Below are 23,618 nucleotides of genomic sequence, written 5' to 3'. Positions count from 1 at the left end.
GGATCCAGCCACGGCGCGTCCGCGCCGTGAATGACTCAGCAAGATCAATCTCCCACCGGCGCTCACGCCGTTCCCACCGGCGCTCACGCCGTCCCCACCAGTTCCGCCACGCCCTGCACCAGATGACGGAACCCATCCCGCGCACCAGGACTCATATGCCGTGCCCGGAGCCACGCATGGATCATCTGCGGCTCCTCGCGGAAGGTGACGTCGACGCCAGCCTCAACGAGCCGCGCCGCATAGCGGCGTGCATCGTCGCGCAGCGGATCGAAACGGGCGGCCGTGATATAGGCGGGTGGCAATCCGGCAAGGTCCTCGGCCTTCAACGGAAAGGCAAAGACGTCGTCGGCCGGCGCCTTCAATACCTCGCGATAGTAAGCAACGTCCGCCGTCGAAAGCCCCGGCGCCTCCGACATCTCCGCGTAGGATCCGCTGACGAGATCGCCGCCAAGGCCGGGATAGACCAGCGCCTGCCCTACCACGCCGGAAAGGCCATTGGCCTTCGCCTTGAGCACGATGCCCGCCACAAGATTGCCGCCGGCGCTGTCGCCGGCGACGACCAGCGTCCGTCCGTCGGCAACCAGCGCCTCAAGCACCCCGTAACAATCCTCGAATGCTGTCGGCCAGGGATGCTCGGGAGCCAGCCGATAGTCTACCGAAGTCAATTCGGCCCGGGCGCCATGCGCAAGCTCGGCGCAGATCGCGTCATGGCTCGCGAGCGACCCGACGACGAAGCCGCCGCCATGGACGTAGAAGATGCGTGTCTCGGTCGCGACCTCCGCCGGCCGATAATGCCGGACCGGGATTGTCCCCCGGACTTGCTCGTCGCGCCGCGTCAGTCCCCCGGGCGACGGGGCATCGAATTCGGCGCAGAGCGCGTCATACCATTGCCGCTGCTGCTCTACGGAAGCATTCACGGCATCCGCCGGATAAAATCTCTCGCAACGTTCATTGAAGGCGAGTATCTCCGCCTCCGCCGGCATCGACTTCGATCCTGACATATCCATCCCGGGCTCCTTCGGTGAGAGCTTACCATCGACGCTCCACCGCGCACGCCAATATACGGCAGAACCTGACGCAGCCGTGAAGCCGCTTGCCTTCGCATCGGCCGCCAGTATTAACTCGCGCATGGCATTCACACTCCGGCAATTGCAATATTTCGTCGCCGTCGCCGAACAGGGCTCCGTCACGCGCGCGGCGCAGAACCTCTCGATCTCGCAGTCCTCGATCACCGAAGCGCTCAAGGAGCTCGAAGGCGACCTTGGCGTGGAGCTCTTCGACCGCCATCCGCGCGGACTTTCGATCACCCATAACGGCCATCAGTTCCTGCGCCATGCGACGAAGATCCTGGCGGATGTTTCCGACGCCCGACGGAGCTTCGCGGAGAACCGCGAGGAACGTGGCGGCAAGCTCAATCTCGGCGTGACCTCGCTCGTCGCCGGCTACGTGCTCTCCGACCTGCTCGCCCGCTATCGCCGCGCCTGTCCTGGCGTCGAGGTGAGTGCCATTGAAGACAACGGCTCCTATCTCGAACATCTCTTGATCGGCGGCGAACTCGACGTGGCGGTGATGGTCATCTCCAACCTGCGCGACCGCATGGCGCTTCAAGCGGAAATCCTGGAGACCTCCCCCTATCGGCTCTGGCTCCCGATCGGCCACCCGCTGGTCAGCGCCGACATCATCTCGGTCGAGGATATCGGCAGGGAACCGCTGATCATGCTGACCGTGGACGAGATCGAGGAGAATACCGGCAAGCTTTTGACGGCGCTCGGCGCCCGTCCGCATGTCGCCTTCCGCACCCGCTCGGTTGAGGCGGTCAGGAGCCTGGTCGCGACCGGCGCCGGCATCGCGCTCCTCCCTGACCTCGTCTATCGCCCATGGTCGCTCGAAGGCGACCGGATCGAAAGCCGCGACGTCTCGGGCGCGCTGCCGGTCGTCCAGGTCGGCATGGTCTGGCGCAAGGGCTCGAGCCTGCCGCAATCGGCGCGCGATTTCGTCGGCATCGCCGAAGCCCTGCGCAGCGCCCGTCCCCGCTGATCGATATCGGCAAAACCGATAACGACATTCTGATTAATGAATTTGCGAATGCGGCGGATTGGGAGCACGCTCCCCCTCGGGAACAAAGCCGCCGACCGGCGGCGCAACCGGGGAGACTTCAGATGAAGCAGACCATGAAATGCTGCACGGCGCTGACCCTTTCGCTGGGCCTCGTCGCGCCCGCCCTTGCGCAGGAGCCGCTGAAAGAGCTCGGTCCGGGCGAAGGCGCACTCTCGATCGTCGCCTGGCCTGGCTATATCGAGCGCGGCGAAACCGACAAGAACTACGATTGGGTCACGGATTTCGAGAACAAGACTGGCTGCAAGATCAGCGTGAAGACCGCCGCCACCTCCGACGAGATGGTGGCGTTGATGAACGAAGGCGGTTTCGACCTTGTCACCGCCTCCGGCGACGCGTCGCTGCGCCTCGTCGCCGGCAAACGCGTCCAGCCGATCAACACGGACCTCATCCCGAGCTGGAAGACGATCGACGAGCGGATGCAGAATGCGCCCTGGCACACGGTGAACGACGTCCATTACGGTACCCCCTATGTCTGGGGTCCGAACGTGCTGATGTACAATACGGAAGTCTTCAAGGGTGAGCCGCCGAAAAGCTGGAACGTCGTCTTCGAGGAGGTGACGCTACCCGACGGCAAGTCCAACAAGGGCCGCGTCCAGGCCTATGACGGCCCGATCCACGTCGCCGACGCCGCCAACTACCTGATGGCGCACAAGCCGGAGCTCGGCATCAAGGACCCTTATGAGCTCAACGAAGAGCAGTACAAGGCCGCCCTCGACCTGCTGCGCGTCCAGCGCACGCTCGTCGGTCGTTACTGGCACGACGCGATGATCCAGATCGACGATTTCAAGAACGAGGGCGTCGTCGCCTCCGGATCCTGGCCCTTCCAGGTGAACCTGATGAAGGCCGAGAAGCTGCCGATCGACTCGGTCATCCCCGAAGAAGGGGTGACGGGCTGGGCTGACACGACGATGCTGCATGCCGAGAGCGAGCATCCGAACTGCGCCTATATGTGGATGGAACACACGCTTTCGCCGAAGGTGCAAGGCGATGTCTCGGCCTGGTTCGGCGCCAACCCTTCGGTCGGCGCCGCCTGCAAGGGCAACGCGCTCCTGACCGACGAAGGCTGCGCCACCAACGGCTATAACGACTTCGAACGGGTCAAGTTCTGGAAGACGCCGGTGTCGAAGTGCGAAAGCCAGGGCGAATGCGTGCCCTATCACCGTTGGGTCTCCGATTATATCGGCGTGATCGGCGGGCGGTGAGCAGGCGCCCTCATATCGCAAGCATTTGCCCCTCTCCTCGGGTTTAAACCCGAGGACTGGCCCTCTCCCTGTTTGCGGGGAGAGGGGACGACCGTGCCCGACCCTTCAGGCATGGCAGTTGGAACAAGACGCCGGCCGCGGATGCCCTTCTCCCCGCGAGCGGGGAGAAGGTGCCCGGCAGGGCGGATGAGGGGCAGCATCATCTGGAGTCGACAATGACAACCGCCGTCCTCTTCGACAACGTGTCCCGCCACTTCGGCGCCATACGCGCCGTCGATCGCGTGAATCTCGCAATTGCCGAGGGCGAATTCTTCGCCATGCTCGGGCCGTCCGGCTCCGGCAAGACGACCTGTCTCCGATTGTTGGCCGGCTTCGAGCAGCCGACCGGCGGCCATATCGAGATTTTCGGCGAGACCGCCGAGGGCGTGCCGCCCTACCGGCGCAGCGTCAACACCGTCTTCCAGGATTATGCCCTCTTCCCGCACCTCTCCATCCTCGAAAACGTCGCCTATGGGCTGATGGTGAAAGGCATCGGACGCGAGGAACGGCGCAAGGCCGCCGAGGATGCGCTGGCCATGGTCAAGCTGCCGGGCTACGGCGGGCGCCGGCCGGGCCAGCTTTCCGGCGGCCAGCGGCAGCGCGTGGCGCTTGCCCGCGCGCTCGTCAACAAGCCGAAGGTTCTGCTCCTTGACGAGCCACTCGGCGCGCTTGATCTGAAGCTCCGCGAACAGATGCAGGAGGAGTTGAAGAGCCTGCAGAAGTCGCTCGGCATAACCTTCGTGTTCGTCACCCATGACCAGGGCGAGGCTCTGTCGATGGCCGATCGGCTCGCCGTTTTCAACGACGGGCGCATCCAGCAGCTCGGCACGCCGGAGGAGGTGTACAACCGCCCGAGGACCCGCTTCGTCGCTGATTTCGTCGGCTCGTCCAACGTACTTTCGGCCAAGCTGTGCCAGGCGCTCGGGCTGAATGCCGCGTTCGCAAGCCTCAGGCCCGAGGCGGTGGCGATCGCCCCGCCGATGAATGGTGCGCTTAGCCTCTCCGGCACCGTCGCCTCCCATAGCTTCCTCGGCGCGACCAATCGCATCGTCGTCGACGTCGGCGTCGACGGCGCGCGAATCGCAGTCGCCAGCCCGGCGGCTCGGGGTGCCCCCGCCATCGGCAGTCCGGTGACGTTGAGCTTCGCCGCCCATGACCTCCATCCCATGGAGGACGCATGACGATCGTTGCCGATAGCTTCGTCGTGCCGGAGCGTCGCGGCACCGCAGGCCGCGTTTCGGACTTCTTCTGGAGGCACCCGCATGTGCTTTTGGCGGTGCTGCTCGGGCCGCCTCTCATATGGCTCGGCATCGTCTATCTAGGCTCGCTCTTCGCGCTTCTGCTGCAGAGCTTCTTCTCGATCGACGAATTTTCAGGCCTGATCAATTACGAGTTCACGCTCGCCACCTATCGCCAGCTTCTGACCGAGGCCAATCTCGACATCATCCTGCGCACTGTGCTCATGGCGGCGCTGGTAACGCTCGCTTCGGCTGTCATCGCCTTTCCGATCGCCTATTACGCCGCCCGCTACGCTCGCGGGAAATGGAAGGCGGTGTTCTATCTCGCCGTCATGCTGCCGCTCTGGTCGAGCTATCTCGTCAAGGTCTATGCCTGGAAGCTGGTCCTCGCCAAGGAGGGCATTCTCACCTGGTTCTTTGCCAAGCTGAACCTTCTCTGGCTGCTCGATGCCTGGCTATCGCTGCCGATCGTCGGCGGCAACTCGCTGTCGATCAGCTACACCGGCACCTTCATCGTCTTCGTCTATGTCTGGATGCCTTTCATGATCCTGCCGATCCAGGCGGCGCTGGAGCGCGTGCCGGCAACCCTGATCGAAGCCTCGTCCGACCTCGGCGGCACGCCGGCGCAGACCTTCCGCCACGTCATCTTCCCCCTGGCGCTGCCGGGCATCGTCGCCGGGTCGATCTTCACCTTCTCGCTGACGCTCGGCGACTACATCATCCCCCAGATCATCGGCTCGTCGCGGCTCTTCATCGGCCAGGCCGTCTATGCCCAGCAGGGCACCGCCGGCAATATCCCGCTCGCCGCCGCCTTCACGGTGGTGCCGATCGTCATCATGGGCGCCTATCTCTGGATGGCCAAACGCATGGGGGCCTTCGATGCGCTCTGAGAAATCGAACCGCGCTCCGTTTGGACTGAAGATCGCCGCTGCCGCCGGCCTCGCCTTCATGCACCTGCCGATCCTCTTGATCTTTCTCTACGCCTTCACCACCGAGGAGAAAAGCTACCAGTTCCCACCCCCCGGGCTGACCACGCAATGGTTCGCGGTCGCCTGGAGCCGGCCGGACGTCTGGGCGGCGCTGACGCTCTCCGTCAAGGTGGCCTCGATCGCGACCGCTTTCGCACTGGTGCTGGGCACGCTCTGTGCCGCCGCGGTGAGCCAGACCCGCTTCTTCGGCCGCGAAACGATCTCACTTCTCGTCATCCTGCCGATCGCTCTTCCCGGTATCATCACCGGCATCGCGCTTCGCTCGGCCTTCTCGATCGCGGAGATCCCCTTTTCCTTCTGGACGATCGTGCTGGGACACGCGACCTTCTGCATCGTCGTCGTCTACAACAATGCGGTCGCGCGCTTCCGGCGCATCTCCGGGTCGCTGATCGAGGCCTCGATGGACCTCGGCGCCGACGGCTTCCAGACCTTCCGCTATGTCATCCTGCCGAATATCGGCACGGCGCTGCTTGCCGGCGGCATGCTCGCCTTCGCGCTTTCGTTCGACGAGGTGATCGTCACCACCTTTACCGCCGGGCAGCAGTCGACGCTGCCGATCTGGATGCTCGAAGAGCTGATCCGTCCGCGCCAGCGCCCGGTCACCAATGTCGTCGCGATGGTCGTGGTGATCGTCACCTTCCTGCCGATCCTCGGCGCCTATTACCTCACCCGCGATGGCGACCAGATCGCCGGCGCTAGCAAGTGACATCAAACCAAGGGAGAACAGACATGGACACCCAACTCCTGATCGGATCGCGCTTCGAAGCCGGGACCGAGGCAGAGGAACTTATCCTCAATCCGAGAACGGGCGCCAAGATCCTCGATCTTGCCGAAGCCTCCCATGCGCAGATCGACGCCGCGGTCGAGGCCGCCGAACGCGCCTTCATGACCTGGTCTCAGACAACGCCGGCCGAGCGCTCGGGCTATCTGTTGAGGATCGCCGACGCGATCGAGAGGAATGCGGACGACTTCGCCGCGCTCGAAGCGCTAAACTGCGGCAAGCCGATCAATGCGGTGAAGAACGACGAACTGCCGGCAATCATCGATTGCTGGCGCTTCTTCGCCGGCGCGGTGCGCAACCTGCATGCGCCGACGGCGGGCGAATACCTTGCCGGCCACACCTCGATGATCCGCCGCGATCCGATCGGCATTGTCGGCTCGATCGCGCCCTGGAACTACCCGCTGATGATGATGGCCTGGAAGCTCGCGCCGGCGATCGCCGGGGGCAACACCGTCGTCTTCAAGCCGTCGGAGCAGACGCCGCTGACGGCGTTGAAGCTTGCGCGCCTCCTGGCCGACATCCTTCCCGAAGGCGTCGTCAACGTCATCGCCGGGCGCGGCGAGACGGTTGGCAACGCGCTGATCAATCATCCGAAGGTCGCCATGGTGTCGATCACCGGCGATATTGCGACGGGCAAGAAGGTGTTGACCGCCGCCGCGAAAACCGTGAAGCGCACGCATCTCGAACTCGGCGGCAAGGCGCCGGTCATCGTCTATGACGATGCCGAACTCGAAGCCGTCGTCAATGGTATCCGCACCTTCGGCTACTACAATGCCGGCCAGGACTGCACCGCCGCCTGCCGGATCTACGCCGAGTCCGGCGTCTATGAGAGGTTCGTCGCCGACCTTTCGGCCGCCGTCTCGACGATCCGCTTTAATCTCGCCGACGACTTGGAAAACGAGATCGGCCCCTTGATCTCGAAGCGCCAGCGCGATCGCGTCGCAAGCTTCGTCGAGCGGGCCGCCGAGCAGAGGCACATCGAGATTACCACCGGCGGCCGCCCCGGCAGCGAAGAAGGTTTCTTCTTCCAGCCGACCGTCGTCGCCGGCGCGACGCAAGCGGACGAGATCGTTCGGCGCGAAGTCTTCGGCCCGGTCGTCTCCGTGACTCGCTTTTCGGGTGAAGACGACGTGATCGGTTGGGCGAACGACAGCGACTACGGCCTCGCCTCCTCCGTCTGGACGAAGGACATTGGCAAGGCGATGAAGGCCGCCTCCCGGTTGCAATATGGCTGCACCTGGATCAACACCCATTTCATGCTGACCAACGAAATGCCGCATGGCGGCGTCAAACAGTCGGGCTACGGCAAGGACATGTCGGTCTATGCGCTCGAGGACTATACGGCCGTTCGCCACATCATGATCAATCACGGCTGACGTCTGTTTGAATTTGTCCCTCACCCTAGCCCTCTCCCCGCAGGCGGGGCGAGGGAACACCGGCGGTGCCATTTGCCCCTTCTCCCCGCCTGCGGGGAGAAGGTCGCGGCAGCGGGATGAGGGGCGAGTCCCGCGCCCGGTCGATCGTATCATCAATGACCCATGCTTCGGAGGCAGGCGCGACACCGCGGGCGCTCCCGTCGCCGCTGTTGCACATTTCCCACAAACTCGTAAACATGAGTCAATAACTCATAAAATCACACTTGCGCGCACAATAAACATGAGTATTCAGCTCATGTTAAAAGTTATTCAACTGAAAACTGAAAGTTGCGCTGCATGCCCAGACTACATGCCAACCTCCCGACGCTTCTCCGTGCCATGCTTGCTGGCACCTCCGCCCTCGCCTTCGTCGCCTCCGCGCAGGCACAGGAGACAGGAGAAGAAGCCTCCGGCGGAGATTCGACCGCCCTTGAAACTCTCGTGGTGAATGGCGGCAGCGGCGGCGTGATCACCGCGGAAGGCTATGTCGGCATCAGCAGTGCGACCGGCGTCAAGACGGACACGCCCTTCCTCGAGACGCCACAATCGATCTCGTCCGTCACCGAGCAGCAATTGAAGGACCGCAATCCGCAGACGCTGCTCGAAACCCTCTCCTACACCCCCGGCACCCGCGTCGGCGCCTACGGCTTCGACCCCCGCTTCGATGCCTTCTTCGTGCGCGGCTTCGACGTGACCTATACCGGCGTTTTCCGCGACAATCTTCGCCAACCGGGGGCCGGCTCATCGCTCTACAAGAATGAGCCCTACGGCCTCGAAGGTGTCTCGATTCTTCGTGGCCCCTCCTCGGCGCTTTACGGAGCGACTGGCGCCGGCGGTCTCTATAACCTCATCACCAAGCGGCCGACGGAAGAGACGCTCAGGGAAGTGCAGGTGCAGTTGGGAAGCCATGACCGCTATCAGGGACAGTTCGACTTCTCCGGGCCGGCCAACGAAACCGACCCGGTTTATTATCGCCTCACAGGCCTTTTGCGCGATTCCAACACCGAACAGCTGGGCGTCCCGGACAACCGCGCCTATATCGCCCCTGCCTTCACCTGGCAGCCGGACGAGGACACGAAGCTGACGGTCCTCGGCGAATATACACGCACCAAAACCGGTGGCACCGCCGCCTATTACAACGATTTCTACAATGAGGGCTTCGGTTCCGTTACCGACTTCTTCCTCGGCGATCCGGCGTTCAACGATTCGATCCAGAATCAGGGGCGCATCGGCTACGAATTCGAGCACAGTTTCAGCGACGCGTTGACCTTCCGCCAGAACTTACGCTTCTCGGCGCTGCATATCGACGCCGACTATGTCTATGGCTGGGGACCCTACACCGACACCAGCGGCGTACTTCATCCCGACCTCGTCGCCCGCCACGCCGGGACCTTTGACGAACGGCTGACGGCTCTCGTCTTTGACAACCAGTTGGAGTCGAGGTTCGAAACAGGCGTGTTCGACCACACCCTCCTTGCAGGAATCGACGTCGCGAAAGTCAATTACAAGGCTCTGGGCGGCGAGGCCGCGATCGATCCATTCGACATGAACAATCCCAACTTTGGCGGTTCTATCGCGACCCCTTCCTTCACCTCCAGCAACAAGCAGGATCAATGGCAGCTCGGTACCTATCTGCAGGACCAGATCCGCTACGGCGCCTGGACGCTGACGCTCGGCGGTCGTTACGACTGGGTCTGGACAGACAGCAGCATGACGGACCTGACGACGAACACGACGACGAATACGTCGCAGGATGACCGCGCCTTCTCCGGCCGTGTCGGTCTGACGTACGAGACCGACTTCGGCCTCGCGCCCTATGCCAGCTTCTCGACGGCCTTCTCGCCAAACGTCGGCATCAACAGGCAAACGAACCAGCCCTTCAAGCCGACCGAAAGCACGCAGGAAGAAATCGGCGTCAAGTACCTTTTGTCCGACTACAACGTGCTGTTGACCGCGGCGCTCTTCAACATCGATCAGAAGAACGGCATCTTCTGGGACGTGGTGAATACGGTCAACACGCAGGTCCAGCGCGGCAAGCTGCGCTCGCGCGGGTTCGAGCTGGAGGCGACGACGAGCCTCGAAAACGGCCTCTCGCTGACAGCAGCCTATAGCTACACCAACCTGAAGATCCTCGAGGGCTCCGCCGGAACGGTCGGCAACTACGTCTCCAGCACGCCATTCCACCTCGCCTCCATCTGGGCGGACTACACGATGCCCGAGGACAGCGTCGCCGAGGGCCTCGGTTTCGGTTTCGGTGCACGCTACATCGGCTCGAGCTACGGCGACGATACGAACACGCTCAAGAACGATTCGCGGGTGCTCTTCGATGCGTCCGTCCACTACGACTTCGCGGCGATCGACAAGAAGTACGAGGGGCTCCGCCTGCAGGTGAACGCGACCAATCTTTTCGATCGTCGCGACATTACATGCACGTCGAACTATTGCTACCGCGACCAGGGCCGCACCGTCATCGGCTCGCTGCGCTACAACTGGTGACGCCGTGGCACCAGACGGCCATGACCGCACGCCGCAAGCCGGCCGGCCCCCGGGCCTGTCGGCAGCCTTTGCCGGTCCGCATGCCTGGTGCAACGAGAAGATGGTGCTGTCGGAGGACCTCTCCGACGGCATGCCCTTGCCCGAATTCTTCGGCTCCGCTGCATTCGACCTGGCGATTTCCACCTATGCCGAGACCTCAGGCGGTACCGATCGCCGCGCTGTGGCCTCCATGTGGTCGCTCTATTATTTCTCGTATCTCACGATCCCGTACGTCGTTGCGCGGGTGCTCGAAAATCAGGTGCTCCCGGTCGACTTCGAGGAGATGACCGTGGCGCTTTCGGCCGATGGCCTTCCCCGCGGCTTCGGGGTGGCGACGTCCGGCGACCGTCCAATCGACAGTGGGGAGGAAATCTTCGCGCTTCTCGCGCCCCTCATGGAGGCGCACCTTTCCAAGGTGGTGGCACACCTCAAGTCGAGCGGCGGCATATCGCCGAAACTCTCCTGGAACAATGCTGCCGTCTATATCGACCACGCGCTGCGCACAGCCGGAGCCGCGCCCCTGGCCGATCAGGCCGACTCAATGATTGCGCTTCGGCTGATGCCTGACGGCACTCCCAACCCCTTCTTCGATTGCCTGCGCTATGAAGAGGAGGAGGATGGAGCGCGCGTCTGTCGCCGCAAGATCTGCTGTCTCAGATACCTCCTGCCGGGCGTGCCCAGCTGCGGCAGCCTCTGCGCTCTTCCCAGCCAAAGGAAACAGTGATTTGCTTCATCGCCTCACCGTCGTTCTCCGGGCCTTCGTCCTTTTGCTGCTCGTTCCTTTCGCTGGTGCCGCGAAGGCCGAGACCGAATGGCCCATGACCATCACCGATTCCGCCGGGAGGCAGGTGACTGTCCCTGCCCCGCCCAAGGCGGTCCTTCTCGGCAGCGGTTTCAATCTCGTTGCACTGTCGCTCGTTCATCCCGATCCGGTAAGCCTGCTTGCCGGCTGGTCCGGCGACATGAAGGACGACAATCCCGAGCTTTACGAGGCCTTCGTCAGGAAATTCCCAAGCCTTGCCGAGGTGCCTCGGATCGACGATGGCAGCGGCCCCGGACTTTCCTTCGAAACGCTGCTGACGCTGAAAGCGGATCTCGCGGTCCTCGCCAATTGGCAGGCCGATACGGAAGCCGGTCAGCGCGCGATCGACTTTCTCTCGTCCGTCGGCGTTCCCGTCGTGGTCGTGGATTTCAACGACGACGCCTTGAAGAAGACACCCGGCGCCATGCGTCTGCTCGGCCGGATCTTCGAGAGGCAAGAAAAGGCCGAGGAGTTCGCAGGATTTTATGAGGAGCGGCTTGCCCGCATTCGCGACCGCGTCGCCAAGCATGCGCGACCCGGACCGACGGTCCTTATGGAAGCCTTCCCGGGAGCGGACCGATGCTGTTGGGCCTACGGCGTCGGCGGCCTCGGCGAATTCATCGAGCTCACCGGCAGCCGCAACATCGCCGCCGGCAGGTTGCCGCGTCCAGGCGGCATGGTGAACGCCGAAGCGATCATGGCAGAAAATCCCGAAGTCTATATCGCCACCTCCTCTCCCGGCGGAAAATACAGCGGCCTCTCCGTTGGGCCAGGCGTCGGCGCCGACGAGGCGGAGCGGACGCTTGCTGCGGCGGTCGACACCCCGGTAATGGCGAGTACTGCGGCGGTGCGCAGCGGACGCGTGCATGGCCTCTGGAACTTCTTCAACGCCATCCCGCTCAACATCGTCGCCGCGGAAGCCTTCGCCGCCTGGCTCCGCCCGGACATCTTTCCGGATGTCGATCCGGCCGAAACGCTTGCAGAGATCAACCGCCGCTTCGCCGCCGTTCCGTTCGACGGCAGCTACTGGATCAGCCTGCAGCCAGGGCAATGACCCGCGGTTGCGGTCATCCGGTCATTGCCAGTCACGCCCCGCCCTATATAAGACTCTATCGGGAGGCTCTTCATGCTGTGGCTGATTGCGTTAGCGTTGGGCGTGGTCATCGTCTATCTGGCGGTCCGCTATGGCAGATTTCGCAATTGGGTGGAGCCGGTTCTCTCCGTTGCCGTCGCTCTGGGGCTTGCCGCCGCTTTTCTGATCTGGCTGAGCGAAGGCACGCCCGAGCAGGCTCCGTCGCCTCGGCCGACGCAGACTGCGGCGGGGCTCTCGGCGTCCGATATCGCGCTCCGGAACCTCACCTTCGAACCGAATGAGGCCCGGCGCAGCTACCGGGTCCGCGGCACCATCGAAAACAGCTCCGCCATCACGCTGGAATATTTCCGGCTGACCGTGACGCTGGAAGACTGCCCCGATGGCAAATGCCGGCGCATCGGCGACGACACGGCACTCATCCTCCTTCGCGTGCCGGGAGGCCAAAGCCGCCCCTTCGAAACCTTTCTCACGTTCCCGTTCAGGGCCGATGAAGCGCCGGTCACGCCGAAGTGGAGCTACCAGGTGAGCCAGGTCAGGGGCGCGACGGAAAGGTGATGCCAGGAATGGCCCCTCCCAAACCCCTCGCCACAGGTAGGAGGGGCTTGCTTTGCCGCACTCGCTTCAGCCATCTTGGGGCGGACGCCAGGCGCAACGTTTGAAAGTGGCTGGCGGCTGCAGCAAGCACCGAAGCCCCTCCCACCTGTCGGGAGGGGTTGGGGAGGGGTAATAACGAAACCCTCAAACACCCGTCTCAGCAGTAAATCCTGAACCTCTCTCGGATCGCCCGATCGATCTCCGGCGCAATCAGCGAAGATGCGGCGTCCGCGAGGAGTTGGTTCTTCCGCTCGATCGCGCGCTTGACGAGGTCCGGCCTGCCGATCTCCGCCCATTCCTTCGGGCTGGTGCGGTCGGCGACGGCGGGGTAGATATATTCCGTCTGCATCAGGCCGAGCGTCTGGGGATGGCCGAGATAGTGGCCGGGGCCATCGAGGCAGACGGAGCGCATGGTGTCGATCGAAACCGAATCCTCCGTGACGTCGATGCCGCGGATGCAGCGCTGCACCTGTCCGAGCATGTCGTCTCCGAGCACCAGCGATTCCAGGCAGAAGCCGAGCAGCGATGCATGCATGCCGACGGCCTCGTAGACCATGTTCAATCCGGAAAGCCCGGCCATGACGTTCGAGATCGCCTGTTCCCAGCCGGCCTGCATGTCCGGGAGCTTCGCGTCGGCGATTCCCGCCGCAGCGCCGCCGGGCAGGCGGTAGAACTGATGCATCTGTGCGCAGCCCGCCGTCAGCAGCGCCTGCTCGCCGGAGCCGCCGGACATGGCGCCGGTCCTCAAATCGGAGACAAAGGGCCATGTGCCAAAGACAGCCGGGTGACCCGGCGACAGCGCGTTGACATAGACGACCCCAGCCAGGCATTCGGCGACGGCCTGCACGATCGCAGTTGCGAGCGGCGCCGGTGCTGTGGCACCCGCCTGCCCGGCGGAAAGCAGGAGGACGGGCATGCCGCCACGGATGCACTTCTCCATGGTGACGCAGCTTTCCTCGGCGAATTTCATCGGCGGCACGACGAAGCAGTTGGAATTCGAGACGAAGGGCCGGTCGCGCCACTTGTCCTCGCCGCCGGCGATCATGTGCAGGAGATCGAAACAGCCCTCGACATGGGCAGGATCGGAAAAGCTGGTGCCGACATGCTTGGTCGTGCCGGCGCAGCACGCATAGAGCGTATTGATGTCCATCAGGAAATTGTCCGGAATATCCCGGCAGACCATCGCCCGCTGGAAGAAGTGCACATTGTCGAGATGGTGGACGAGCTGGGCGGCGTTCAAGAGATCCTTCGCCGTGGATTCGCGATACTCCCGCTTCTCGACATCGACGACATGCACCGCAGCACCCGCCGTGCCGTAGTAGACGCGGGTGCCGCTGAGCCGGAGGTCCTGCTTCGGATCCCGGGCGCAAAGCGTGATGTCGCGCGCGGCAATCGCCAGCATGTCCTCGACCAGCGCCCGCGGAAACCGGATGCGCCCGTCCTCGCCAAGGATGGCACCGGCGCCGGTCATGATTTCGACCCCCGACTTCGGCGCATTGGCAAGGCCGATCTTTTCCAGGGCATCGAGCGCCGCCTGATGGATGCGCTCGACGCCTTGCTCGGTGAGCGGCTTGTACTGACCGCCGGAAAGACCTGGGCGGACAGGCCGGATATTCTCGGCCAACGGTGCCGAGCGCAAGGCGACCCGCGCCGCCCGTCCGCCGGACCGTCTCGAAGCCGCAATTGTGCATTCCTCAGCCATCGCCATATCTCCCAAACAAGCAGTTACACCCGCACCCGAGCCGCCCGAGGGTCGTACATCGGTTTCAGCGACGCCTCAGCCTTGACCCGCGTTCCGGCGATCTCGATCTCATAGGTGGACGCCAGCACCTCCGCCTCGCTCTCCCCCTGGCACGGCACGTAGCCGAGCCCGATCGCGGCCCCGAGATGGTGGCCGTAATTGCCGGACGTGATCGTGCCGACGATCTCGCCGTCGCGGACGATCGCCTCATTGTGGAAGAGCAGCGGCTCCGCATCGGCAAGACGGAACTGCACCAGCCGACGAGTGAGGCCTTTCTCGCGCTTGGAGAGCACCGCTTCGCGGCCGATGAAGTCGCCCTTCTCGGGCCTGACCGCGAAGCCGAGACCCGCTTCCAGCACATGATCCTCGTCGGTGATGTCGTGGCCGAAATGGCGGAACGCCTTTTCGATGCGGCAACTGTCGAGCGTGTGCAGCCCGCAGAGCTTGAGGCCGACATCCTGCCCGGCCCCCTCCAGCACTTCGAAGACATGCGCCGCCTGGTCGGTCGAGACATAGAGTTCCCAGCCGAGCTCGCCGACATAGGTGACGCGGTGGGCGCGGGCGAGCCCCATGCCGATCTCGATCTCGCGCGCCGTGCCGAAGGGATGGGCATCGTTGGAGAAATCGTTCGGGCTGACCTTCTGCATCAGTTCGCGCGATCTTGGCCCCATGAGGCAGAGCACGCTTTCGGCGGCTGTCATGTCCGTGATCACCACGAACTCGCCTCGGAGATGCTTGCGGAGCCAGGCGAGGTCGCGCTGCAGCGTGGCGCCCGGCACGACAAGGAGGAAGGCGGTCTTGGAAAGCCGCGTGACGGTCAGGTCACTTTCGATCCCGCCGCGGGCGTTCAGCATCTGGGTGTAGACAATGCGGCCCGGCTCGACATCGATCTGGTTTGCGCAAAGGCGCTCGAGGAAGGCGAGCGCATCGCGGCCCTCGACCCGGATCTTGCCGAAGGAGGTCATGTCGAAAAGGCCGACGCCGTTGCGGACGGCCAGATGCTCTTCCCGCTGGTTCTCGAACCAGTTCTGCCGCTTCCAGGAATAGCGGTACTCGCGCTCTTGACCCTCTCGCGCAAACCAATTGGCGCGCTCCCAGCCCGCCACCTCGCCAAAGACGGCGCCGCGCGCCTTAAGATGCTCATGCAGCGGCGAGCGGCGGACGCCGCGCGCTGTCGCCATCTGGCGATAGGGGAAATGATCGGCATAGAGCAGGCCGAGCGTTTCCGAGACGCGCTCCTTGAGATAGGCGCGGTTTTTCTGGAATGGCTGGGCGCGGCGGATATCCACCTCCCAGAGATCGAAAGGCGGCTCGCCGTCGTTCATCCATTGCGCCAGTGCCATGCCGGCACCACCGGACGAAACGATGCCGATGGAATTGTAGCCGGCCGCAATCCAATAGCCTTTGAGCTCCGGCGCCTCGCCGAGATAGTAGCGGTCGTCGGGAGTAAAACTTTCCGGCCCGTTGAAGAAGGTGTGAATGCCGGCCGTCTCGAGCATCGGCATGCGGTTCACCGCCATTTCGAGGATCGGGGCGAAGTGGTCGAAGTCTTCCGGCAACTGATCGAAGCAGAAGTCCTCGCGGATACCCTCCATCCCCCACGGCTTCGCCTCAAGCTCGAAGGCGCCGATCAGCATCTTGCCGGCGTCCTCCTTGTAATAGGTGCACTCGTCCGGCACGCGAAGCACCGGCAGCCGGCTGAGGCCCGCAATCGCCTCGGTGACGACATAGAAGTGCTCGCAGGCGTGCAGCGGCAAGGTGACGCCGGACTGCCGGGCCAGTTCCCTGCCCCACATACCGGCACAATTGACGACGTTTTCCGTCTCGATCGTGAAGCGCTCGCCTTTCTGCTCACAGACGACAGCGGTGACGCGGCCGTTTTTCTCAAGGACGGAAGTGACCTTCACCCCCTCGATGATCGTCGCGCCGTTCTGCCGCGCGCCCTTGGCAAGCGCCATGGCGATATTGGCGGGGTCGCACTGGCCGTCGAGCGGCAAGTGCACGGCTGCCTTGACGTCGGCGACGTTGAGATGCGGATAGAGTTCCTTCACCTCGCCAGGGCTGATTTCGCGCACATCCACATTGAAGGCGCGGGCGAGCGAAGCCTGCCGGTAGATCTCTTGCCTGCGCTCGTCCGTCAGCGCCACGGTAATCGAGCCGTTCTGGCGCATGCCGGTGGCGATGCCGGTCTCGGATTCGAGCTTGACGTAAAGATCGGCCGAATACTTCGCCAGCCGAGTCATGTTCTGGGAGGCCCGAAGCTGACCGATCAGCCCGGCCGCGTGCCAGGTGGTGCCTGAGGTCAATTGCTTGCGCTCGAGCAGCACGACATCGCTCCAGCCAAGCTTCGCCAGGTGATAGGCGACCGAGCAGCCGGATACGCCACCGCCGATGATGACCACGCGCGCCTTTGCGGGGATGGATCTCGTCATGCCTTCAATCTTTCATTCGAGGGATCCCAGAGCGGCCGGTCCGGCTGAACGGTGGCCTTGAACCGGTCACCAAAAATTTCGACCTCGACCTCCTGTCCAGGCAGCGCGAGATCGGCGCGAAGCATGCCGAGCGCGATCGACGTGCCGACCCGGTAGCCCCAATTGCCGGAGGTCGTCTCGCCGACGACTTGTCCGTCGAACCACAGCGTCGACATGTAGGGCGCGTCGCACTCTCCCGCCTCGACGGTCAGCGTCACGAAGCGTTTCGCCACGCCCTGCTGCTTCTCACGCTCCAGCGCGGCCTTTCCCTTGAAGTCCGGCTTCGACCAGTCGACGAAGCGCTCGAGCCCCCCTTGGAGGATGGTGTAGTCAGTCGAAAGATCGCCCTTCCAGGCGCGATAACCTTTCTCGATGCGCAGGCTGTCGAGCGCCTCCATGCCGAATGGTTCGAGCCCGTGCATCTGCCCGGCCTCCCAGACCCTGTCGAAAATCGTCGCGGTATCCTCCACCTTGGTATGTATTTCCCAGCCGAGCTCGCCAGCGAACGAGACCCGCACGAGCTGGCAATCGCGCCCTGCGATCTGCGCGGTCTGATGCGTCAGCCATGGCATTGCAAGATCGGCGTCGGAGACCTCGGCAAGGATCGCCCGCGTCTTCGGCCCGGTCAGGATTTGGCAGGCGAAATTCGCCGTCACATCGTCGAGCGTGAAGGCGGCATCGGCAGGGCGGTGCTTCCGCAGCCACTCGAAATCGTGCCATTGCGCCGTCGCCGCGGTGATCAGGAAGAAGAAATCCTCCTCGATCGCCATCACCGACATTTCGGTGACGATCCGGCCCTTGTCATCCGCGAAATAGGCGAGCCCGATGCGTCCCGGCTTCGGCACGCGCCCGGTGACGAGGCCGGAGAGCCATTCGCGGGCGCCCTCGCCTTTCAAGCGGAAACGCGAGAAGCCCGGCAAGTCGAGAATGCCGGCAGCGTCGCGCACGGCGAGGCACTCCTCCTCGATCCGCTTCGCCCAGGGCCCTTCGCGCCCCCAGGTCTGCGTCGCCTCCTCGGATGTATCGTCACCGGGCTTTGCATACCACATTGCCCGTTCCCAGCCGTTATAGGGCTTGAACTGGGCGCCGAGCGCGGCGATCCGGTCGTGGATCGGCGAGAGCTTCTTGTTTCGGCCGGCCGGCCAATAGTGCTTCGGGAAGTGCATCGCATATTCGTGGCCGTAGATTTCCATGCCCTTGGCGATGCAATAGTTCTGGTCGGTGTAGTCGGTGTAGCGCCGCGGATCGCAGGACCACATGTCCCACTCCGTCTGGCCTTCGGTCACCCATTCGGCCAGCACCTTGCCCGCCCCGCCCGCCTGGCAAATGCCGAAGGTGAAGACGCAGGCCTCGAAAGCGTTTGGCACACCCGGCATCGGCCCGATCAGCGGATTGCCGTCCGGGGCGTAGGGAATGGGGCCGTTGATGATGCGCGACAAGCCGGCCGTGCCGAGGATCGGCACCCGCACGACGGCGTCGTTCAGATACCAGTCGAGCCTGTCGAGATCGTCCGGGAAGAGCTGGAAGGAGAAATCCTCAGGCATCGGATCGTCCGGCGTGACCCAATGTGCACGGCAGTTCCGCTCATAGGGCCCGAGATTCATGCCGTATTTCTCCTGCCGGAGATAATAGGAGGAGTCGACGTCCCTGAGCAGCGGCAGCTTGTGGCCAACCTCCTTCGACCAGGCGGCAAGCTCCGGGATTTCGTCGAAGAGAATATATTGATGGCTCATCACCATCATCGGCACGTCGCGACCGAACATCTTGCCGACCTCGCGGGCATAATACCCGGCGGCATTGACGACATATTCGCACCGGATGTCGCCTTGAGGCGTCGCGATCACCCATTCGTCCTTCTCGCGCCGCGCGCCCGTTACGGGACAGAAGCGGATGACCTTCGCGCCGAGATCGCGTGCACCCTTGGCAAGCGCCTGGGTCAGTTGCGCCGGATCGATATCGCCGTCATAGGGGTCGTAGAGGGCACCGGTCAGATCGTGCGTTTCGAGGAACGGATAACGGCTCGTCATCTCGCCCGGCGTCAGGATATCGAGATCCATGCCCTGGTAGCGCCCCATGCCGACGACGCGGTTGAACTCCTTGAGCCGCTCCTTCGAATGGCCGAGGCGGATCGACCCCGTGACATGATAGTTCATCGGATAGTCGACGCGTGCCCCGAGCTCGCGGTAGAGCGAAGCCGAATAGCGCTGCATGTTCATGATCGACCAGGAGGAGGAGAAGGTCGGCACATTTCCGGCCGCGTGCCAGGTCGAGCCGGCGGTGAGCTCGTTTTTCTCGAGAAGCACGCAATCGGTCCAGCCAGCCTTGGCAAGATGGTAGAGCGAGGAGGCCCCGACGGCTCCCCCGCCGATGATCACGACGCGTGCGTGAGACGGCAAATTCGACATGCATGGCTCCCTCTTCTGTCGCGATCTTCGTCGAGGAAAAACGAGGCATCAAGCAAACGCTCGAGGCTTTATTGATCGAGAAATTCGATTAGACTGCATGATGGCGATCGAAGGAGTGTCGCAAACATGCAAGTTGATCTGATCGAGACATTTCTGGACCTGATGGAGACGCGCAGCTTCAACCGCACGGCCGAGCGGCTCAATATCACCCAGTCGACGGTCTCCCATCGCGTCAAGGCGCTGGAAGCGCAGTTCAATCGCAAGCTCTTCACCCGCAACAAGGGCGGCACCGTTCCGACAGCCGCGGGCCTACGCTTCCTCGATTACGCAAAGGCCCTGCAGAATCAGTGGCATGAAGCAACGAGGGCGGTGGCGGGCGCCGGCGCACTGGAGCGTTCGATGCGGCTCGGCATCCAGCATGATCTCGCCGAGATTTTCGCCGGCCCATGGCTGGGGGCAATCCGGCGCGAGTTCCAGGCGACCGAAATCTACATGGAGGCGGATTATTCCAATCAGATGAATCGCGAACTCGCCGCCGGAGATCTCGACCTCGCCATTCTCTATACGCCGCACTATCTGCCCGACCTTCACTACGAACGGATCGGAGAACTGCATTACAGAATGGTCAGTGTAGAGGCCCGCGACGTTGCCGGCATAAAGCCGGAGACCTATATTCGGGCAAGCTATTCGCCGGCCTTCGACAGGATCCACCGCCTCGCACTGCCGCATCTCTCCGCTGCTCCGGTTGCGGCGGGACAGAACATGGCAATCACCGGCCTGCTCGGAACCCTTGGCGCTGCCGCATACGTCACCGGCGCTACAGCCGCCCGCCTGGCCGAGAACGGCGCCGCGATCGTCGTCGAGGATGCGCCGGTCATTCCGCAGGCCGTTTATGCCGCGACAAGCCTGCGCGCCCGTCACGCCCGCCAGCACCGCAAGATCATCGGCGCCATGGTGGAACTTCTGTCGGGTGTCTAAGCCGGTCAGCCAGCCGACTTGCCCCTCTCCTCGGGTTAAACCTGAGGGGCAAACCGACTCATGGCGCGCTGAATTGCGCCTTGAGCCGCGCCACATCCGCGGCCGTTACGCCTTGCGGATCCACGACCGCCATCCACGCATCGATGTAGTGCTCCGGGGCGTAGACGTGGCCGTAGCCGATCGGCGAGGTCGTCGCGAGCGCCATGTCGGCGAGAAGCTGGAGCCCGGTAACAACGGGAAACCAGCTCAACGCCGGCGAAACGTCGGGGCCGCGCGGCACCTTCATCCAATCGGGCTCGCGATAGAAGGCACGCGGATCGAAGAAGGTCACTGGGTCGCTCGCATATTGCAGATAGACGATCCGCATCGCACCCCAATCTGCACCGGGGACATCGAGTGCATTCTGCTGATGGGTGAAGCGAATGATGGAACTGTCGCGAAAGCGCGGTAGCCATGCAGGCGAACCGGCGAGACGATCGGCCGTCACCGAGCGCCAGAGTTCGCTCTGGAATGGCGGGCCGCTCCAAAGCGCGCCCTGGAAGGGATCGCTGATGACATCGAAGAGATCGACCGACGCTTGCGAATTCATAGCGCCGAGGCTCAGCCCATGCAGATAAAGCTTCGGCCGCGCATCCCTGGGCAGCGTCGTCCAGTAGCCGTAGATCTCATCGAAGAGCGCCTTGGCGGTGTCGGCTCCATAGCCCGGCTCCACCAGAAGCGACAGCCAGCTCGTGAGGTAGGAATATTGCACCGCGACGCTCGCCACTTCGCCGTGCAGCAGATATTCGAGCGCGTCGAGCGCGGCGGGATCGACCCAGCCGGTGCCGGTCGGCACGACGATGACGAGCGCACTTCGCTCGAACCCACCTGCGCGTTTCAATTCTTCGAGGGCCAGCCTCGCTCTGTCGCGCGCTGTTTCAGCGGAATTCAGCCCGACATAGACCCGGAGGGGATCGGGCGCGCTCGCGCCGAAGAAGGCGCCGATGTCGGTGCCCGACGGGCCTGAGGCGACGAAATGGCGCCCCTGCCGCCCCAGTTCCTCCCAGCTCAGCAGCGAGGCCTCGCTCCCGGTTTTCCTCGGATCGGTCGGCGGCGCGACATCGGGATCAACGAGCGCGTCGAGTGTCCGGAAAGAGCTGTCGGCAGCCCGGAGCGCCAACTTGAAGACGACGCCGTTGGCCACGGACCAGAAGAGTGCGATCGCGGCCAGCCCGCCGATGGCACGCGCGATGGGCCGCGTGAGACAGCGCTCCAGCCATCGTGAGAAGCCGCGGAATGTGAGTCTGAACAGCCGCGCGAGAAAGACGAGCGCGAGAAAGACCACAACCGCGACAAGGCCGAGGGTGACGGGTTCCACGCCGTCGATGGGCTCGAGGCCCATGATATCTCGGACCGTGTTTTGCCATCCGGCCGTCTGCCACAGGAACACGGCCGCCGCCGCTATGCAGACGATCGTCGCTGCAATCTTCAGCGTGCGCTCGCGCCGCGCCGTAGGCTCGCGGAGCTCGAAAAACGCCCAGAGCCAGCGGAGCAACACGCCGATCGCATATCCCGCCGCCAGCGAAACGCCGGAGATGATCCCTTGGATCGGAGAGGGCCGCGGAATGAGGCTCGGCGTCAGCGACACCGCGAAGAACAACACCCCGACGAGCAGGCCGGCCGCGGAGAATGATTCCAGGAGACGCCCGAGAAGGCCCGGAAACGGCCGCGTCGATCGCGTCAGGTCCGTCTGCCGAAGATGTTCCATCGGGGGCTCCAATTCCACGAGGCGTTGTCGCTGAGACAGTCACGGTTCTTCCGGCGCGGGTGGCGCGCGAGCCGCAATGTCGCCTCCTACGCCAACGCAGTCAATCTTACCGAGCTATTCGGCCGCACTATTGCCTGGATATCGGGGCGCCGCGCGGGTCACCTCGATCGGCGTCTTCATGATGATCTCTCGATGCGGGAACGGGATGGAGATACCGGCCGCCTTGAATGCATCCCACAATGCCATCAGCACCTGGCCGCGGACGTTCGTCAGTCCGTTGCTCGGATCGGAAATCCAGAATCTCAGCTTGAAATCGAGCGATGACGCCCCGAATCCCGTCATCCAGCAGACCGGCTGGGCATAAGTGCTGGCAACCCGCGGAATGGCTTTCGCCGTGTCGATCGCGATGCGCACGACCTCATGCGGATCGCTGTCGTAGGAGGTCCCGAAATCGACCTCGATGCGCACATATTCGCTTGAAAAGGACCAGTTCACCACCTGCTGCGAGATGAAGTCCTCATTGGGAATGAGGTATTCCTTGCCGTCCCTCGTGATAACGGAAACGAAGCGGGATCTGAGGTCCCGGATCGAGCCGAACGTCTCGCCGAGCGAAATCGTGTCGCCTGGCTTGATGGATTTATCGAGCAGGATGATGATTCCGGAAATGAAATTGGAGACGACCTTCTGCAGGCCGAAACCGATGCCGACACCGACCGCACCGGAAAAGACGGTGAGCGCGGTCAGGTCTATCCCTGTTGCCGACAAGGCGATCATGCCGGCAAAAATAATCAGTCCGATCTTGATCAATTTGCTGATGAGAACCTTGAAGGAGGGCGTTAGATCCCCGGACCCTTCGATCCAGTGCGACGTGACCCTGCCGATCAGCACGGCCATCCAGATCAGCGCAGCGGAAAGGACGATCGCCTTCAGGACGATCAGCATCGACAGTCGAACGGCGCCGAGATTGACCGACATTCCGTCGAGCGCCATGAGGACGACGTCGTCCAGCCCGAGCGCATAAAGCGCGAAATAGGACCAGCCGGCGACGGCCACGGCACGCGCCAGCATCTGGTTGCGGATGAGACGCGTCAGCACTGAAATGACGAACCACGCTGCCGCGAGCGTGAGCGCCGTGGAGACGAGCCAGCGGTACGAGGGCCAGCCGAACCGCAACAGAAGCACGTCGGCAATCCACAGCCACACGATCAGAAAGAGCCATTTGAGCCGCCGCATGAAGGCAATGATGACCCGAAGCAGGTCCGGATTTCCCTTGATCGTACGGGCGCGGGCCTCCACGGCCGGCTCTGTGTGTTTCGCCAAGACACCGCAGACCAGATAACCGACCGCGATCAACGCCAGCTGGTAGAGCGTCCACTCATTCAAGATCACGGTGCGCAGCCAAGACTCGGTGGCGCCGATCGCTTCCACGAAATCCATCGCCTTTCTCCCAGAGCGCCGGGCGTCCGTTCG

At 63.4% G+C, this 23,618-nt stretch carries 17 protein-coding genes; 11 read left to right on the top strand and 6 right to left on the bottom strand.

Going from position 1 to position 23,618, the window contains the following annotated elements; all coding sequences use genetic code 11:
- Nucleotides 1-83 precede the first annotated feature (83 nt).
- Nucleotides 84-1,007 (bottom strand): alpha/beta hydrolase, encoded by a 924-nt coding sequence (locus tag J2Z31_RS16225; RefSeq protein ID WP_209602603.1) that lies wholly within the window; start codon nucleotides 1,005-1,007, stop codon nucleotides 84-86.
- Between the two features lie 121 nt (nucleotides 1,008-1,128).
- Here J2Z31_RS16225 and J2Z31_RS16220 point away from each other — a divergent pair, with 121 nt between their 5' ends.
- The 10 genes from J2Z31_RS16220 to J2Z31_RS16175 all read left to right on the top strand — a co-directional run bounded on the left by J2Z31_RS16220 (nucleotide 1,129) and on the right by J2Z31_RS16175 (nucleotide 12,767).
- Nucleotides 1,129-2,037, top strand: a complete 909-nt coding sequence (locus J2Z31_RS16220; protein ID WP_209602602.1) for a LysR substrate-binding domain-containing protein — start codon at nucleotides 1,129-1,131, stop codon at nucleotides 2,035-2,037.
- Between the two features lie 122 nt (nucleotides 2,038-2,159).
- Nucleotides 2,160-3,320 (top strand): ABC transporter substrate-binding protein, encoded by a 1,161-nt coding sequence (locus tag J2Z31_RS16215; RefSeq protein ID WP_209602601.1) that lies wholly within the window; start codon nucleotides 2,160-2,162, stop codon nucleotides 3,318-3,320.
- Nucleotides 3,321-3,535: 215 nt separating this feature from the next.
- Complete coding sequence (locus J2Z31_RS16210) at nucleotides 3,536-4,540, top strand: ABC transporter ATP-binding protein (protein WP_209602600.1); 1,005 nt, start codon at nucleotides 3,536-3,538, stop codon at nucleotides 4,538-4,540.
- Nucleotides 4,537-5,487, top strand: a complete 951-nt coding sequence (locus tag J2Z31_RS16205; RefSeq protein ID WP_209602599.1) for an ABC transporter permease — start codon at nucleotides 4,537-4,539, stop codon at nucleotides 5,485-5,487. Before J2Z31_RS16210 ends, J2Z31_RS16205 begins: the two co-directional genes overlap by 4 nt.
- Entirely contained in the window at nucleotides 5,477-6,292 is an 816-nt protein-coding gene (locus tag J2Z31_RS16200) for an ABC transporter permease (protein WP_209602598.1), read from the top strand. The genes J2Z31_RS16205 and J2Z31_RS16200 overlap by 11 nt, the downstream gene beginning before the upstream one ends.
- A gap of 23 nt (nucleotides 6,293-6,315) precedes the next feature.
- Nucleotides 6,316-7,743: a gamma-aminobutyraldehyde dehydrogenase gene (locus J2Z31_RS16195; RefSeq protein ID WP_209602597.1), complete on the top strand. Its 1,428-nt coding sequence runs from the start codon at nucleotides 6,316-6,318 to the stop codon at nucleotides 7,741-7,743.
- A gap of 336 nt (nucleotides 7,744-8,079) precedes the next feature.
- A complete protein-coding gene (locus J2Z31_RS16190) occupies nucleotides 8,080-10,278 on the top strand; it encodes a TonB-dependent siderophore receptor (RefSeq protein WP_209602596.1) in 2,199 nt (732 codons plus the stop codon).
- 100 nt (nucleotides 10,279-10,378) lie between these two features.
- Nucleotides 10,379-11,041 carry a siderophore-iron reductase FhuF gene (gene fhuF, locus J2Z31_RS16185; protein WP_209602967.1) on the top strand — a complete coding sequence of 221 codons (663 nt, stop codon included), beginning with the start codon at nucleotides 10,379-10,381 and terminating at the stop codon, nucleotides 11,039-11,041.
- Between the two features lies 1 nt (nucleotide 11,042).
- On the top strand, nucleotides 11,043-12,173 hold the full coding sequence (locus J2Z31_RS16180; RefSeq protein WP_268828488.1) for an ABC transporter substrate-binding protein: 1,131 nt from the start codon (nucleotides 11,043-11,045) through the stop codon (nucleotides 12,171-12,173).
- Nucleotides 12,174-12,245: 72 nt separating this feature from the next.
- Nucleotides 12,246-12,767 (top strand): hypothetical protein, encoded by a 522-nt coding sequence (locus J2Z31_RS16175; RefSeq protein ID WP_209602594.1) that lies wholly within the window; start codon nucleotides 12,246-12,248, stop codon nucleotides 12,765-12,767.
- A gap of 196 nt (nucleotides 12,768-12,963) precedes the next feature.
- Here the strand turns inward: J2Z31_RS16175 and J2Z31_RS16170 are convergent, their stop codons facing one another.
- From J2Z31_RS16170 to J2Z31_RS16160, 3 genes are read right to left on the bottom strand one after another with little or no spacing between them, the layout of a single operon-like run.
- Nucleotides 12,964-14,508, bottom strand: coding sequence for a trimethylamine methyltransferase family protein (locus J2Z31_RS16170; RefSeq protein WP_209602593.1), 1,545 nt, complete (start codon nucleotides 14,506-14,508; stop codon nucleotides 12,964-12,966).
- A gap of 23 nt (nucleotides 14,509-14,531) precedes the next feature.
- Nucleotides 14,532-16,979, bottom strand: a complete 2,448-nt coding sequence (locus J2Z31_RS16165; RefSeq protein ID WP_209602592.1) for a GcvT family protein — start codon at nucleotides 16,977-16,979, stop codon at nucleotides 14,532-14,534.
- Nucleotides 16,976-19,423, bottom strand: coding sequence for a GcvT family protein (locus J2Z31_RS16160; RefSeq protein ID WP_209602591.1), 2,448 nt, complete (start codon nucleotides 19,421-19,423; stop codon nucleotides 16,976-16,978). Before J2Z31_RS16160 ends, J2Z31_RS16165 begins: the two co-directional genes overlap by 4 nt.
- A 126-nt stretch (nucleotides 19,424-19,549) precedes the next feature.
- Here J2Z31_RS16160 and J2Z31_RS16155 point away from each other — a divergent pair, with 126 nt between their 5' ends.
- Nucleotides 19,550-20,401 (top strand): LysR family transcriptional regulator, encoded by an 852-nt coding sequence (locus J2Z31_RS16155; RefSeq protein ID WP_209602590.1) that lies wholly within the window; start codon nucleotides 19,550-19,552, stop codon nucleotides 20,399-20,401.
- Between the two features lie 58 nt (nucleotides 20,402-20,459).
- Here J2Z31_RS16155 and J2Z31_RS16150 read toward each other — a convergent pair whose 3' ends face one another.
- Nucleotides 20,460-22,148, bottom strand: a complete 1,689-nt coding sequence (locus J2Z31_RS16150) for an alpha/beta hydrolase (RefSeq protein WP_209602589.1) — start codon at nucleotides 22,146-22,148, stop codon at nucleotides 20,460-20,462.
- A 114-nt stretch (nucleotides 22,149-22,262) separates the two neighbouring features.
- Complete coding sequence (locus tag J2Z31_RS16145; protein ID WP_209602588.1) at nucleotides 22,263-23,585, bottom strand: mechanosensitive ion channel family protein; 1,323 nt, start codon at nucleotides 23,583-23,585, stop codon at nucleotides 22,263-22,265.
- Nucleotides 23,586-23,618 lie beyond the last annotated feature (33 nt).

The sequence above is a fragment of the Sinorhizobium kostiense genome, assembly GCF_017874595.1.
In the GTDB taxonomy this organism is placed as follows: Bacteria; Pseudomonadota; Alphaproteobacteria; order Rhizobiales; family Rhizobiaceae; genus Sinorhizobium; species Sinorhizobium kostiense.
Note: the sequence above shows the minus strand (reverse complement) of the source record. Positions and strands in the feature narration are given on the sequence as shown.